12 protein-coding genes are annotated in these 14,564 nt (G+C 72.0%); 7 read left to right on the plus strand and 5 right to left on the minus strand.

The window, feature by feature from the left end; genetic code table 11:
• Position 1 precedes the first annotated feature (1 nt).
• Positions 2–2,917, plus strand: coding sequence for a GAF domain-containing sensor histidine kinase (locus IEY33_RS01880; protein ID WP_306415588.1), 2,916 nt, complete (start codon positions 2–4; stop codon positions 2,915–2,917).
• Here the strand turns inward: IEY33_RS01880 and IEY33_RS01885 are convergent.
• A complete protein-coding gene (locus tag IEY33_RS01885) occupies positions 2,901–3,719 on the minus strand; it encodes an RluA family pseudouridine synthase (protein WP_229670677.1) in 819 nt (272 codons plus the stop codon). The genes IEY33_RS01880 and IEY33_RS01885 overlap by 17 nt on opposite strands.
• Positions 3,716–4,273, minus strand: a complete 558-nt coding sequence (locus tag IEY33_RS01890) for a YceI family protein (RefSeq protein WP_188960519.1) — start codon at positions 4,271–4,273, stop codon at positions 3,716–3,718. The genes IEY33_RS01885 and IEY33_RS01890 overlap by 4 nt, the downstream gene beginning before the upstream one ends.
• A 178-nt stretch (positions 4,274–4,451) precedes the next feature.
• Here IEY33_RS01890 and IEY33_RS01895 point away from each other — a divergent pair, with 178 nt between their 5' ends.
• The gene (locus IEY33_RS01895; RefSeq protein WP_229670678.1) at positions 4,452–5,897 is read left to right on the plus strand and encodes an aspartate kinase; all 1,446 of its coding nucleotides are present in this window, start codon (positions 4,452–4,454) and stop codon (positions 5,895–5,897) included.
• A 178-nt stretch (positions 5,898–6,075) separates the two neighbouring features.
• Positions 6,076–6,750 carry a spermine/spermidine synthase domain-containing protein gene (locus tag IEY33_RS01900; protein ID WP_188960520.1) on the plus strand — a complete coding sequence of 225 codons (675 nt, stop codon included), beginning with the start codon at positions 6,076–6,078 and terminating at the stop codon, positions 6,748–6,750.
• Between the two features lie 79 nt (positions 6,751–6,829).
• Here the strand turns inward: IEY33_RS01900 and IEY33_RS01905 are convergent, their stop codons facing one another.
• The 3 genes from IEY33_RS01905 to IEY33_RS01915 form a co-directional block, all read right to left on the minus strand.
• Positions 6,830–7,624, minus strand: a complete 795-nt coding sequence (locus tag IEY33_RS01905; RefSeq protein WP_188960521.1) for a Cof-type HAD-IIB family hydrolase — start codon at positions 7,622–7,624, stop codon at positions 6,830–6,832.
• Positions 7,625–7,747: 123 nt separating this feature from the next.
• A complete protein-coding gene (locus IEY33_RS01910; RefSeq protein ID WP_188960522.1) occupies positions 7,748–7,915 on the minus strand; it encodes a hypothetical protein in 168 nt (55 codons plus the stop codon).
• On the minus strand, positions 7,912–8,532 hold the full coding sequence (locus IEY33_RS01915) for a Rad52/Rad22 family DNA repair protein (RefSeq protein ID WP_188960523.1): 621 nt from the start codon (positions 8,530–8,532) through the stop codon (positions 7,912–7,914). The genes IEY33_RS01910 and IEY33_RS01915 overlap by 4 nt, the downstream gene beginning before the upstream one ends.
• Before the next feature lie 179 nt (positions 8,533–8,711).
• Between IEY33_RS01915 and smpB the strand changes: the two genes are divergently transcribed.
• From smpB to IEY33_RS01935, 4 genes are read left to right on the plus strand one after another with little or no spacing between them, the layout of a single operon-like run.
• A complete protein-coding gene (gene smpB, locus IEY33_RS01920; RefSeq protein ID WP_188960524.1) occupies positions 8,712–9,143 on the plus strand; it encodes an SsrA-binding protein SmpB in 432 nt (143 codons plus the stop codon).
• Entirely contained in the window at positions 9,143–10,495 is a 1,353-nt protein-coding gene (locus IEY33_RS01925) for an N-acetylmuramoyl-L-alanine amidase (protein WP_188960941.1), read from the plus strand. The genes smpB and IEY33_RS01925 overlap by 1 nt, the downstream gene beginning before the upstream one ends.
• The gene (locus tag IEY33_RS01930; RefSeq protein ID WP_188960525.1) at positions 10,492–11,043 is read left to right on the plus strand and encodes a GerMN domain-containing protein; all 552 of its coding nucleotides are present in this window, start codon (positions 10,492–10,494) and stop codon (positions 11,041–11,043) included. The genes IEY33_RS01925 and IEY33_RS01930 overlap by 4 nt, the downstream gene beginning before the upstream one ends.
• 30 nt (positions 11,044–11,073) lie before the next feature.
• Positions 11,074–14,412: an SMC hinge domain-related protein gene (locus IEY33_RS01935; protein ID WP_188960526.1), complete on the plus strand. Its 3,339-nt coding sequence runs from the start codon at positions 11,074–11,076 to the stop codon at positions 14,410–14,412.
• The last annotated feature ends 152 nt before the right edge of the window (positions 14,413–14,564 follow it).

Genomic DNA, 14,564 nt, shown 5'->3' on the forward strand with positions numbered 1-14,564 from the left:
CGTGACGGGCGCGGACGTGCCGGGGCGCGCGTCACCCTGGGCGCCGCTGCTGGCTGGACTGGCGGACGCGCAGACGGTCCCGGCCTTCGCGGCACTGCTGGCCGAGCAGGTGATGCTCGTCACGGACGCGCACGGGGTGCGGGTGTGCCTGCTGCCGCGTCCCGCGCCGGACGCCGCGCCGCTCACACCGCTGGCCGAGTGCGGGCGCGGCCTCGCCCTGTGTGACGCTCAGCTCGCGCAGGAGGTGATGGGCGGCGTCCCGCGCGCCACGCGCGGCATGCACGGCGCGCTGCGGGCCGGGCCGCTGCTGCTGGACGTGGTGGGCGGCCGCAGCGGCCCGCTGGACGACCTGCAGGACCTCGCTCCGCTGCTGGGCCTGGCGTTCGAGGGCGTGCAGGCGCGCGAGGTGCGGCGCGGCAGCGGCCGCGAGCAGGAGACGGTGACGCGCCTCGTGCGCCGCATGGGCGGCAGCCTGGACCTCGCGCAGCTGCTCAGCGCGACGGCCGAGACGGCCGCGCAGGCGCTCGGCCTGGACCGCGCCTTCGTGGGTCTGCTGAACCCCGACCCGGCGACCGGGTCGCCCGGCACACGTACCGGCGAGGTGTTCACGCACGGCTTCGACGACGATTTCAGCGGCGGCGTCGGCATCGGCCCGGCGTCGTACGAGCGGCTGTTCGGGCGGGGCGAGGCCATCGTGTACGAGCACGCCCGTGACCAGGGGAGTCGCATGGCGGCGGGCCTCGCGGAGCTGAACCCGGAGACGGCCATCATCGCGCCACTCAAGGTGCGTGGCCGCCCGCTGGGCGTGCTGTACGTCGATTCGCGCCGCGCGGTGAGCGTCACGGAAGACGACCTGTGGCTGGTCCTGAGCCTCGCGGAGCAGGCGAGCCTGAACATCGACAACGCGCGCCTGTACGCCGACGAGACCCGCAAACGCCAGTCGGCGGAAGCCATGCGGGAGGTCGGGAACCGGCTCGCGTCGAGCCTGCACCTGGGGCAGACGTACGAGGCGGTTCTGGAGCGCGCGGCGGAACTGTTCGGGTCGGATGCGTGCGCGGTGTACGAACTGCAGCCGGACGGCCGGACCCTGACCATCCGCAGCGCGGTGGGCCTGAGCAGCGAGTACGTGCTGCGCTCCCGCGTGAAGCTCGGGGCGGGCGTGGTGGGCCGCGCGGTGGAGCGCGCCGAGACGGTCGCGGTGAGGGACTTCGTGACGGAAGGGCCGGGTGGCGGGAGCCGGTACACGCGGCAGCTGCTCGCGCAGGGCCGCTACCCGTTCCGGGGGATCGTGGGCCTGCCGCTCGGCGTGCGTGGCCGGGTGATCGGCGGGCTCGCGCTGTACTTCGAGCGTCCCCTGCCGCTCGGCGCGGAGGAACTGTCGCTGGCAGGCGTGTTCGCGGCGCAGTCGGCGCTCGCCATCGAGAACGCGCGCCTGTACGAGGAGGAAGTGCGGCGAGAGCGGGAGTCCGCGGCGCTGCTCGGCATGGCGAGGCTGCAGGACCACGAGCACGAGGGACCGGACCTGCACGAGACGGCGCGGCTCGCCGTGCAGGCCGTGAACGGCGAGCGCGGCCTGCTGTGGCTCGCGCCGGACGAGGCGGGCGACGAGGAGGTCGGCGTGCACGCCCTGACGCCCACCCCGGAGGACGTGCTGGCCCTGCGCGCGCAGCTCGGGCGTGGCCCGCGCCGACTCACGCGGCGGCACACGCTGGAGGGCAGCGCGTCGGCGTTGATCGTGCCGGTCCGCAGCGGTCAGGACACCATCGGCCTGCTGTACGTGGACCATCCGGGCGAGGAGTCCCCGTCGGACCGGGTGCTGGCCCTGTCGCGCGCCATCGCGGATCAGGTGGCGCTCAGCGTGACGCGCTCGCGGCTCCTGCGTGCCCTGGAGCGCCAGGAGGCCCGCTACCGGCAGCTGGCGGAGGGCGCGCACGACCTGATCATCGCGGCGGACGCGCGCGGCACCGTGCAGTACGCGAACCCTGCGAGCCTGCGCCTGCTGGGCGCCATCGAGGGCCTGAACCTGCACGACCTGCTGCGCGACCCGTGGCTGACGGACTTCCAGACGGCGTGGCGGCACTGCCTGGACGCGCCCGAGAGCGGCGGGCGCTGCGATCTGCGCGTGGAGGGCCTCACCCGCACCCTGCACCTGGAGGTGCGCCTGTCGAGCGTGTCGCCTGGGGGAGGGATGCTGCTGGTGGCGCGCGACATCTCGGAACTGGAACTGCTGCTCGGCGAGATCAACCGCCGCGCCGACGAGATGGAACGCGCCGACGAGCGGCAGCTGGAGCTGCGCAGCTTCCTGTCGCTGTTCACGCAGGCGCAGGAGGAGGAGCGCGGCCGCATCAGCCGCGAACTGCACGACGACACCGCGCAGGTGCTCGTCGCGATCGGGCGGCGAATCGACCGGCTCGCGCGGGACCTGAACGGCGACACGCGCGCCCGCGCGGACGACATTCGCGCGGACCTGAACGGCGCGATCGAGGGCGTGCGCCGCTTCGCGCGGAACCTGCGGCCCAGCGTGCTGGACGACCTGGGGCTTCTCCCGGCGCTGGAGTGGCTGGCGTCGCAGGCGACCACGCCGACCCGGCTGGAGATTCAGGGCAATGAGCGCCGCCTGCCGCCCGCGAGCGAGCTGACGCTGTTCCGGATGGTGCAGGAGGGCCTGGGCAACACGGACCGGCACGCGCAGGCGCACACTGCCGCGATCCGCGTGGTGTTCCAAGGGTCGGAGGTGACGGTTACCCTGACGGACGACGGGGTGGGCTTCTCGCCGGAGCAGGCGCGCCGTCAGGCGCAGGCGGGCCACCTGGGCCTGACGGGCATGCGGGAGCGTGTGCTGCTGGCGGGCGGGCGGCTGGAGGTGCGGAGCGTGCCGGGCGAGGGCAGCACGCTGGAGTTCAGCCTGCCGGGCTGACCTGAGCCTCCGCCCACAGGTTCGCCATGTCTGCGGGGAGCGGCACTTCGGCCTGCACGGTCGCGCCCGACCACGGGAACGCGACGCGCCACGCGTGCAGGGCCTGCCGCGTCAGGATGAGACGCTCGCTCTGCCGGGCGGTGATGGTGCCGTCCACGAAGTCCACGAAGGCCTGCGGGTCGCGGCCGTAGATCTTGTCGCCCACCATCGGGAGGTGCAGGTGGCTGAGGTGCGCGCGGATCTGGTGCAGCCGCCCGCTGCGCGGCGTGGCCTCTACCAGCGTCAGCGGGCCGTGTACGGGGTGCTCGCGCGTCTCCAGGCGGCGGAAGTCCGTGCGGGCGCTGCGGCCGTCCAGGGTGACGCCCTGCCGGATCTGCACGGCGTTGTCGCCACTGACGCCCACGAAGCCGAGCGGCGCGTCGAGGGTGGTTTCGTCCCAGTCGGGGTGGCCGTGCACGAGGCACAGGTACGTCTTGGTGACGCGGTGCGCCTTGAACAGGAAGAAGAACTCGCGGGCGCTGGCCGTGTCGCGGCTGAGGAGCTGCGCGCCGCTCGTCTCACGGTCCAGGCGGTGCGGCGGCGCGAGCAGCGGTTCGTCCAGGTCGTGCTGCAGGTATTCCAGGACGCTCGGCACGTCGTGGCGGCCGCGCGTGTGGTGCGTGAGCCACATGGGGGGCTTGTTCACGAGGTAGAAGTCCGGGTGTTCCAGCACGATGCGGGGCCGTGGCGCGCCCGGCGGGACGTGCACCTGCGGCCACGTCTCCCGGGCGGGCGCGGGGCGTGCCGTGGGCGTGAGCGTCAAGGTTTCGGGATGAGCGCGAAGGACGCGAGGATGCTGATGCTGTCGGCCCCGCCGAAGTAGTCCACGCCGTAGTCGTGCGGGTTGAACTTGAACTGCGTGGCGACGTTCACCGCGCCGCCCTGCAGCGTGAGCTTGAGCGGCACGGTGACGTTGCGGGTCACGCCGCGCACGCTCAGGGTTCCGGTGGCGGTCGTGACGAGCGTCTGGCCGGGCGTGAGGGTGGTGTCGGTGTTGACGGTGCCGAGCGTGAACACGGCGTTCGGGTAGCGGTCCGTTCCGAGCGCGCCGCGCATGTGTTCCTCCTGAAGGCCGTTCCCGGTCTTCAGGGCGCCGAGCGGCACGGTGACGGTCGCGCGGGCCGCGCCGAGCATGTCCGGCTCGAAGGTCGCGTCGGCGCGCACGTCGCCGCTGCTGCCGTGCACGGGGAACACGGTCACGCGGTAGTCGAAGCTGACGGTGCCGGTGGTGGCGCCGTACGTGCCCGCGAGGGCCGCGCCGCTCAGGCCGAGCAGGGAGGTCAGGAGAATGGGGTGGGGGGAGCGGCGCGCGTTCACCTGCACAGTGTGACGCGTCCGGGCCGGGACGTGTGTGCCCCTGGTGGCAGCAGGTAGCGATAAGTTTCACGACCTAGACTTATCGTGAAACTATTCACATAATTATTCACATATTGTCGTGCCTTCCGCCCTTAGACAGCCTGCCCCCGCCGCCCCGCACACCCGTTACCATGACCGCATGACCGCACGCCCCGACGACGTCCACACCCCCCAGCCCCAGCCTCGCCTGCTCGTCATGAAGTTCGGCGGGACGCTCATGGGCAGTTCGGCGGCCATCCGCCACTCGGCGAGCCTGGTGCAGCGCAGCACCGACCGGGGCACGCGCGTCGTGGTCGTCGTGAGCGCCATGACCGGCGTCACCAACCAGCTCCTGCGCCTCGCGGACGCCGCCGAGGCCGGCGACATCGCCTTCGCGAACGACGAGATCGCCATCATGCGCAACCGGCACTTCACGGCCGCGCAGGAACTCGGCGCGGCCCCCGACTCCGAAACGGTGCGCGACATCCGCGAGATGCACGAGACGCTCCGTCAGGCGGTGTACGGCGTGTACCTGCTGCGCGAACTCACGCCGCGCAGCCGCGACCTGATCGTGAGCTTCGGCGAGCGCCTGTCCGCGCCGCTCATGACGCTTGCCCTCGCGCAGATCGGCCTGCGCAGCCACGGCCTGACGGGCGGGCAGGCGGGCATCCTGACAGACAGCCACTTCGGGAACGCCAAGCCCCTCCCGAGCACGTACGTGCGCGTCAAGGACCGCCTGGAGGGCCTGCTCGGCGCGGGACTCACACCGGTCGTGGCGGGCTTCATGGGCGAGACCGAGAAGGGCGCCATCAGCACCCTCGGGCGTGGCGGCACGGACTTCAGCGCCACCATCGTCGGCGCGGCCCTGCACGCCGACGAGGTGTGGGCCTGGAAGGACGTGGACGGCGTCATGACGGCCGACCCGCGCGCCGTGCCGCTCGCGCAGAACATCTCGCACCTCAGTTACGGCGAGGTGATGGAGCTCGCGTACTTCGGCGCGAAGGTTTTGCACCCGCTCGCCGTGACGCCCCTGCAGGAGCACGGCATTCCGCTGCGCATCAAGAGTGCCGCCGACCCGGACTTCGCGGGCACGCTCGTCACGGCCGACACCGTCACGGACGACGGGCAGAGCGTCAAGGCCGTCACGGCCATCAAGGGCGTCAGCATCATCACGGTGTCCGGCGCGGGCATCCTGGGCGTGCCGGAGGTCGTCGCGGACCTCTTCCAGACGCTGGCGCGCGAGAACATCACGCTGCTGATGGTGTCGCAGTCGAGCAGCATGTCGAACGTGTCGCTCGCCGTGCAGAGCGCCAGCGCCGAGCGCACCGTGGCGGCCCTGCGGACGCCGCTCGCAGGCCGGTCGCTGGAAGTCGAGATTCAGGAGGGCGTCGCGGTCCTCGCGATCGTGGGTGCGGGCATGCGCGGCACGAAGGGCGTCGCCGCCCGCCTGTTCGGGGCGCTCGCCACCGAGGACATCAACATCCTGATGATCTCGCAGGGGTCGAGCGAGCTGAACATCAGCGTGGCGATCGAGGAGAAGGACGTGGACGCCGCGACCCGCGAGGTGCACGCGAACTTCGGCCTGAACGGCCCCCCGAAAGCCTGAGGCGCACACGGTGAGGCGGCCCCTGGAGCATCGGGGCCGCCTCACCCACTGAAGGCCAGCGATAAGTTTCACGAGTCGGATTTATCGTGAAACTCTTCACTTACTGGCTACCTGCCATCCGCTACACTCCACCCATGATTTTTCCCGACCACGTCACCCCCACACCTCAGGGCGCCGAGTGATCCCCTGGGAGGTCGTCGGCCGCGCCCGCATCCCCGGCAGCGCGGACGAGCTCGTGCTGTCCCGCCGCGGCACGGAGTTCTCCATCAAGATCTCCGGCTACGTGAGCGAACTCATGAACAGCCGCGTACACGGCTCCGAGGACGCCCTCGCGGAGTTCGCGTGCTCGCTCGTGCTGGACCGCAAACGCCCCGAGGTGCTCGTGGGCGGCCTCGGCATGGGTTTCACGCTCGCCGCCGCCCTGAAGGCCCTCCCGCACGACGGTGTGGCGCACGTCGCGGAACTCGTGCCGGAAGTCATCGAGTGGAACAGGGGACCGCTCAGCATGTGCGCCGGGTACCCCCTGACGGACGAACGCGTGCGCCTGCACCAGGGCGACGTGGCGGCCCTGCTTCGTGCGAGTACCGCCGCGTACGACGCCGTGATGCTGGACGTCGACAACGGCCCCGAGGCGATGACGCACCCCGACAACCACTGGCTGTACTCCGCGCAGGGCCTGCAGGCCGCCATGCGCGCCCTGAAACCCATGGGCGTGCTGGCCGTCTGGAGTGCCGAGGGCGACGACCGCTTCACCGCGCGACTGCGCAAGGCGGGCTTCGACGTGGAACTCCGCACCGCCCGCGACCGCCCCGGCAAGGGCGCCCGCCACACCATCTGGCTCGCCCGCAACTGAGACGCGTTCCAGAATAAACAGTGCGCCCCGGCCGGATGAACGGCCGGGGCGCACCCACTTTATTTCGTCTGTGTTCCCTTCAGAGGGTCATGGCGAGGTCGAGCGCTTCGACCAGTCCGGCGTCGTCCACGCGGCCCACGCGGTAGCGGGACGCGGCGATGGCGGCCGGTTCGGCGTTGCCCATCGCGACAGGGTGCCCGACGGCGCGCATGGCGGACACGTCGTTCTCGCCGTCGCCGACCATCATGACGCGGTCGCTGCTCAGCCCGTAGCGGGCGGCGACCGTTTGAATGGCGCTGCCCTTGCTGACGCCTTCGCGCGTGACGCTCACGAACATGGTGTCGGGCATGGCGGGACTCCCGGCCGGGTGCAGGCTCAGGCCGGGGTGCGGTTCGGCCATCAGCGCCGCCTGGTCCTCGATGGGGATGACCCACTGGGCGCGCACGACCTGTCCTTTCAGGGCGAGCGGGTCGCGGGAGTGGTACGGCACGCCGAGCAGGTCGGCGTGATCCACGGCGCGCCGTTCGGTGGACTCCACGGCGTAGTCGTCGTCGGTGTACACCTCCAGGATGCGGCCGAGGCGGCGGCTGGTCGCGACGAGTTCTTCGAGCAGGTGGCGGGGGAGGCCCTCGCTGAGCGATTCGCCCGTCTCGACGTTCACGATGCTCGCGCCGTTCTGGAAGATGTGCCAGCCGTGCGGGTCGAGGCGCCGGGCGTACCCGAGGGCGCGTCCGAAGGCGGGGCGTCCGGTGGAGAGGCACAGGTGCATGCCGGCCGCGGTGACGCGCTCGGCGGCCGTCCACACCTGGGGGAGGACTTCGTTGCTTGACCCTACCAGGGTACCGTCGACGTCGATGCAGGTCAGTCCCAACATGACGGGCAGTCTACCGGGCGCGCTTCAGGGTCCGGTGGTGCGGGCTAGTTCGGCCGGGGTTCATCCAGGGTCGCCCAACGCTTCACGAGGGCCAGTCGGCAGCGCAGGCCCTCATCACATCCATCACATCACGGCGCGGCTGACGAGTCCGGCGAGCAGCAGGGCCGCCAGGACGGCGAGCATGAAGCCGAAGGGATGCGCGCCGCGTTCGGGCAGGGCGTCCGTCCGGGCCGGACCGGCGTGGCGCTCGGCGCTGGCCCGCTGCTGCGTCCGGCGGGGGAGGGCGGTCATGCGGCGCGGCCGGGTTCGCTGGGGGTGGTGCGGGCGCGTTCCGTGCCGGGCTCCAGGCTGTGCAGGGCGGCCTTGAGGTGCTTGTACACTTCGCGCTGCAGGTCGAGGTCGACGGGCAGTTCGTACTTCAGCTGATCCATCGCCTGCGCGATGTGCGCGCCGCCGGGGCTGCGCTCGAAGTCCGGGCGGGCCCATTCGGGCAGGGTGGGGGTGACGGCAGGCTCGCGCTTCTGGTCGTTCCAGTCGACCCACTGTTTGGGCAGGTCGTACAGGTAGCGGCCGATGCCGAACTGCACGGCGCAGCGCTTCAGGGCGTCGGACGCGGCGGCCTTGAGCGTGCCGCGTTCGCCTTCGGCCTCGCCGATGTCCTCCCGGGTGACGCCGAGGACTGTCAGGCGGCCTTTGACGGTGGGCGTGGCGGCGCCGTGCATGACGTCGATCTCGAAGGTCCAGGCGTCGGGGCAGATGGCGTCGAGGCGGTCCTGGACGGCGCGCGCGTCGATGTAGGCGAGCATCATGGCGCGGCTGCGGTCCTTGGTGAAGGCGGCGGCCCTCCAGCCCACCAGGTGAGCGGAAAACGGGGCCTGGAGTCGTCTCTGTACATCGCTCAGCTTCATGGGTTTAGTTTATAACATAATGGTGTTCTGGTCAAGCCAGAATTCTCGCCGCGTCATCCGTCCCAGCAGAATATCAGGGAGATCTTTCACGACCTGATCTTATCGTGAATCATTTCACTTAAGAATCCATTGCTCCCCCGCCACTTCAGAACCGAGCCGGAGCGCGGCGTGCTGCTAGAATGCGCGCCGTGTACACGAACCGCCGCGCTCATTTTGAATACGAACTGCTCGAGCGATACGAGGCCGGGGTGTCGCTCACCGGCAGTGAAGTGAAGAGCGTCCGTGCGGGAGGCGTCGATTTCCGTGACGCGTTCGCCCGCCTGCAGAACGGGAACCTGGAACTCGAGGGACTCTACATCCCCGAGTACACGCAGGCCACCTACAACAACCACACGCCCCGGCGCACGCGCCGCCTGCTGATGCACCGCCAAGAGATCGAGAAGATCCGGCGCAGCCTGACGCAGAAGGGCCTGACGCTCGTCCCGACGCGCCTGTACCTCAAGGACGGCCGCTTCAAGGTGGAGCTCGCCATCGGGCGCGGCAAGAAGCTGCACGACAAGCGCCGCGCCGAGTCCGAGAAGCAGGCGCGGCGCGAGATCCGGGAAGCGTGATGGGGACCTTCGTGGGGCGGCTCGTGAGCCGTGCGGGCATGGTGCTGCTGCTGGTCGGGGCGGGACTGGCAGGCGCGCAGTACGCGTTCACGCAGTTCTCGCTCGCGGGCCGCAGCGTGCAGAGCGTCACCCTGTACGGCGCGGAGTACGCGGGCACCGGGACGCTGTCGCGCCTCGTGGCGGTCACGGAGTCGGACGGCGTGGCGCGCGTGGACGGTCTGGGGCACGTGCTGCTGCTGCCCATCGACGAGGACCGTCAGCGGGCCACCACCGCGTACAACACGGTGCAGCTGGACGCACTGCGCGTCAAGGCGCCCACCGCGACGCGCGTGGACGGCAAGCTCCTCATTCCGCTCGCCACGCTCGCGCGCGGCCTGGGCGCCACGTACGCGCCCGGTCAGTTCAGTCTGGCGCCCGCCGTGCTGAGCGGCGTGTCGTCCCTCGCCGGGAAGCAGAGTGACCGTCTCGTGTTCACCCTGAACCGCAACGTGACGGTCCGGGAGGAACTCGTCGGGAACGCGCTGCGGCTCACGCTGGTCGGCGCGTCCGCCTCGACCCGCAACTACACGACGCGCGGCGCGTTCGTGCCGCGCGTGCAGGTGACGGGCGATGCCGGCGGCGCGCGCGTCACGCTGCCCCTGCCGGGCGGCAGCGGGTACCGCGTATTCACCGTGCAGGACACGAACGGCGCGCGCGTCGTGCTGGATCTCGGTCCCGGCATTCCGCTCAGCGTGCCCGCCCTGCTCGCGCAGGTCCGCAGGCCGCTCATCGTGCTGGACCCGGCGTCCATTCCGGGCCGCGCGCAGGACGTGACGCTGGAAGTCGCGCGCAGCGCCGCCGAACTGCTCACCAGGGCGGGCTGGCAGGTGCGCCTCACGCGCACCACGGCCGGGTCGACCGAGACGTCGGCGCGCGCGGACCTCGCCCGGCAGAGCGACGTGTTCGTGTCGCTGGACCTGGGGCGCTTCCCGGGCGTGTCGCGCAGCGGCGTGACGCTGTACGAGTTCGCGGGTCAGTCGCCGGACGCGGTCGTGAACGCGTACCGGCAGGCTCAGGCGGCGCCGTTCGTCAGTCAGGTCGTGAGTGGCGCGGGCAGTTCGCGCGCCCTGTCGAACCTGCTGCGCGGCGAGCTGAAGTCGGGCGGCGTGACGGCCGCGCAGCAGGCCCAGTCGCGCCTGCTGCTGCTGGGCGAGGCGCCCAAGGCGGCGCTGCTGCTGGAGCTCGGCTGGCCGCAGAACGAGGCGGACCAGGGGAGGCTCGCCGATCCGAACCGGACGGGGCAGATGGCGACCGCGCTCGCCCGGGCCGTCGCGACGTACCTCACGGCGCGCGCCAACGCGGGGCAGTCGTGAGACCGCTCTTCTCGGTGTTCAACGTGCTGGCGCTCGTGCTGCTCGGCCTGAGCGCCCTGTCCCTTAGAATGGTGCAGCAGCCGCCCGCCACCCCGAAAGCGCCGCGCCTGGAACTCGCGCAGCTGGAGTCCCGCAAGGTCACGCTGTACTTCAGTGACGCGCAGGTGCGCGGGTACGTGCGCAGCAGCCGCGACGTGCAGGTCGCGCAGGGCACGCCGCTCGCGCTGGCGCAGGCGGCCGTGAACGCGTGGGCGGGCGGTCCCGGCGACAAGCCCGGCAGCGCCGTCGCCGTGCTCCCCAAGGGCAGTGCCGCGCCGACCGTGTGGTTGCGCGGCGATCACTTCGTGGTGGACCTCCCGCAGGCGTACACGAACCTCAACTACGGCGTGAGCGGCGAACGCATGCTGCTGTGCACGCTGACGCGCACGCTGCTCGAACAGCGCGGCAAGGACGTGATGTTCCTGGTGGGCGGCAGGAACGCCGACACCCTGCTGGGGCACGCGGACCTGCACGCACCGTACGCGCGGGAGGACTGCTCGGATGAGTGAGGCGCCGACCCTTCCCTGGACGGGCTGCCGTTGATCACGAGCATCACCCTGCAGGGTTTCAAATCGTTCGCGGACCGCACCCGGCTGGAGTTCGGGCCGGGCGTCACGGCCGTCATCGGTCCGAACGGGTCGGGGAAGAGCAACGTGGTGGAGGCGCTCCGCTGGGTGAGTCATCAGGCGCGCGCGCGTGAACTGCGGGCCGCGAAGGCGACGGAACTCATCTTTCACGGGAGTGCCGGGGACGGCGGTGGGCCGCGCGCCGGCAAGGCCGCGCTGGGTCTCGCGGAAGTGCAGCTGGAACTGCGCACCCATGCGGGCGAGCGGCTGCACGTGTCGCGCCGCGTGTACCGGGACGGGAGTGCCGAGCAGGACCTGATGGGCCGCCCGGCGCGCGCGCGTGACGTGCAGGGCGCGCTGCGCGGCACGGGCCTCGGGAGCGGCGGGCTCGCCGTGATCGGGCAGGGCGAGGTGGGGAGCGTCGTGCAGGCGGAGGGCCAGACGCTGCTGCAGTACGTGCAGGAGGCGGCGGGATTGTCGCGCAGCGTGGCGGCGCGGCAGGACACGGCCGCGCAGCTGCGTGCCGCCGAGACGCAGCTGTCGCAGGTGCGGCTGCTGGAGGAGGAACTGGAGGGCCGCACGGCGCGGCTGCGCGTGGCGGCGGACGCGGCCGTCCGGCACCGTGCGCTCAGCCTGCGGCAGCTGGGCCTGCAGGACGCCCTGGCACGCGCGCGGCAGCTGCAGACGCTGGACGAGATCGCGGCCCTGAAGGACCGCGTCACGGAGCTGACGCTGGAGGGGACGCGCGCGTCGCAGGAGGTCACGGACGCGGCCGCCGGGCTGGACCGCGCGCGTGAGACGGTCGCGGAGGCGCGCGCGGCGCAGCAGGCGCACGGCCAGGCGCTGGACCTGTACCGCGCGGCGCAGCAGGCGCACGCGCAGGCGCTGGCCGCGCACGGTCAGGCGGAACGCGACCTCGCGGACGTGCAGGCGGCCCTGCGGAGTCTGGACGTCACGCCGCCCGAGCGGCCCACCCCGCCCCTCGACGCGCTGAGTGCCGAGGCGACCGGCGCGGCCCGCACCCTGCGGGACCTGCAGCGACAGGCCCGCGAGCTGGACGGCGTCCTGCGCGGCGCGCGCGACCGGGCGAACGCTTCTGCCCGCCGGGACGCCGCCCGGGACGCGCAGCGTTCGACGCTCAGCGCCGAGGCCGAACGGCTGCGCGCGGCGCTGGACGCGGAACGTGCCGCCCTGGACGCCACGCAGGCCGAAGCGGCGAGGCTCGCCGAGGTGACGCGCCGCCTGGAGGACGCGCACGCTCAGGCGGCGCAGCGGCATGCGGCGCTCCTCGACCGGGAGCGGTCGGTGCGTCAGGCCCTGCAGGCCGTGAACGCCGAGCTGCCGCCCCTGCGCCGTGAACTGGAGCGCCTGGAAGGCAGCCTGAACAGTTACGCCCGCTACGCGGAAGGGCCGCGCAACGCCCTGCGGTCCGATCACGCGGGCATCGTGGGGTCCGTCGCGGACCTGCTGACGGTCCCGGCGGAGCACGAGACGGCGGTCGGCGCGGCGCTGGGACGGCGGCTGGAGCAGGTGGTGGTGGCGACGGCCGACGACGCGCGCGAGATCATCGAGATCCTCAAGCGTGGCGGGGGTCGCGCGACGTTCCTGCCGCTGGACCTGCTGCGGCCCAGGCCGCGCCGGGATGCGGCACTGCTGCACGAGCGGGGCGTGATCGGGAACCTCAGTGACCTGTGCCCGTCCGACCCGCCCATCGTGGGGCAGAACCTGCTGTCCGACACGCTCCTGATGGATTCCCTGGCGTCCGCGACGGCGCTCGCGCGGCGGCACGCGAACCGGCCGCGCCTCGTGACGGTGGACGGCGAACTGATCGAGCCGGGCGGCGCGCTCACCGGCGGGCGCCTGCGGGACAGTGGCGCGGCCGTCCTGGCGGACCAGCGGCGCTTCGCGGAGGCGCAGGACGAGGTGGAGGTCCTGACGCAGCGGCACGCGCGCCTCATGGCGGACCTCGTGGACCTGTCAGGCGACGTGGAGGACAGCGCCACCAGCGAGAGCGTCGCGCGGGCCGCCCGGGACGCGCACCGGGCGCGCGAGCGGGACGGGGGCGTGCAGCTCGCGCGGCTGCAGGCGAGTTCCGCGTCCCTGGAGGGACAGTGGACGGCGCTGCAGGCGCGCCTGACCCCGCAGGACGCTCAGGAGACGGCGGGTACGGTGGACGACGGGCCGGACGTGACGGCGCTCGAAGCGCAGCTGGACGCGGTGCGGCTGGACGCGGAGCACTGGTCGGCGCGGGAGCGTGAACTGAACGACGCGCTCGCCGCGGGACGAGCCCTGGAAGTCGCGTGGCGAGCACACCGGGACGCGCTCGCCCGTGCGAATGACCTGCACGGGCGGCAGGCGACGCTCTCCGAACGGCAGCAGGCCCTCGCGGCGCAGCTTCCGGCGCTGCAGGCGGCCGTCAGGGCACGCAGCACGGACCTGGGCGCGCTGGACCCGCAGGCGCTCGCTCACGCGGAAGCGCGGCGGGACGCGGTGTCGCAGGCGTACGCGGCGCTGATCGCGCGGCAGAACCGCATTCTCGCCGCGCTGGAGGACGCGCGGCTCACGCAGGCCCGCCGGGAAGGCAGCCTCGCGACCCTGCCGGACGGGACGCTGCCGCCCGGCCTGCCGCGCGAGTGGCAGGCGACCCTCACGCAGACGACCCGCGAACTGGAATCGCTCGGCACCGTGAACGCGTCGGCGGCGGACGAACTCGCGGCCGAGCAGGCGCGCCTGGACGCCCTGACGCGCGAACGCGAGGACGTGGAGCGGGCTGCCACGGAACTGCGCCAGCACCTGACGGTCATGGACCGGGCCGAGCAGACGGCGACGCACGCGGCCCTCACGCGGGTGGGGCAGGCGTTCGCGGAGTACTCCGGCGAGCTGCTCGGCGGTCAGGGCGAACTGGAGCTGGAGCACGACCCGGACGCGCGCCTCGTGGGCCTGAAGCTCGCGGTGCAGCCGAAAGGGAAGAGGACGCGCAGCCTGAACCTGCTGTCGGCCGGGGAACGCACCATGGCGGGCCTCGCGTTCCTGTTCGCGCTCGGGCACGCGCCCTCCGACCGGGAGGGAGGCGCGGCCGGACTGCCGCTCGCGGTGCTGGACGAGGTGGACGCCCCGCTCGACGAGGCGAACATCCGGCGTTTCACGCGCTTCCTGACATTGTTCGCCGCGCGCGGCTCGCAATTCCTGCTCGTCACGCACCAGAAGGCGACGATGGAGGTGGCGGGCGCCCTGTGGGGCGTGACGACCGACGGGAGCGGCGCGTCCAGGGTGCTGAGCATCCGGCAGTCGGATGATGTCGTGCCCGGCTGAAGGGCTCTGAACAGGCAAAACGAGAGTCAATTCACATGCACGATTTATCGTGAATACTTTCACTTACACGCCTCTTCCATCACAGAGCGCCGGTCAGGACGCATTTCGACGCATTTCAAGGAATTCCCTCCACGCGACCCGGGCAGGGCGCG

Origin of the sequence: Deinococcus aquiradiocola (genome assembly GCF_014646915.1) — a bacterium.
GTDB lineage: Bacteria > Deinococcota > Deinococci > Deinococcales > Deinococcaceae > Deinococcus > Deinococcus aquiradiocola.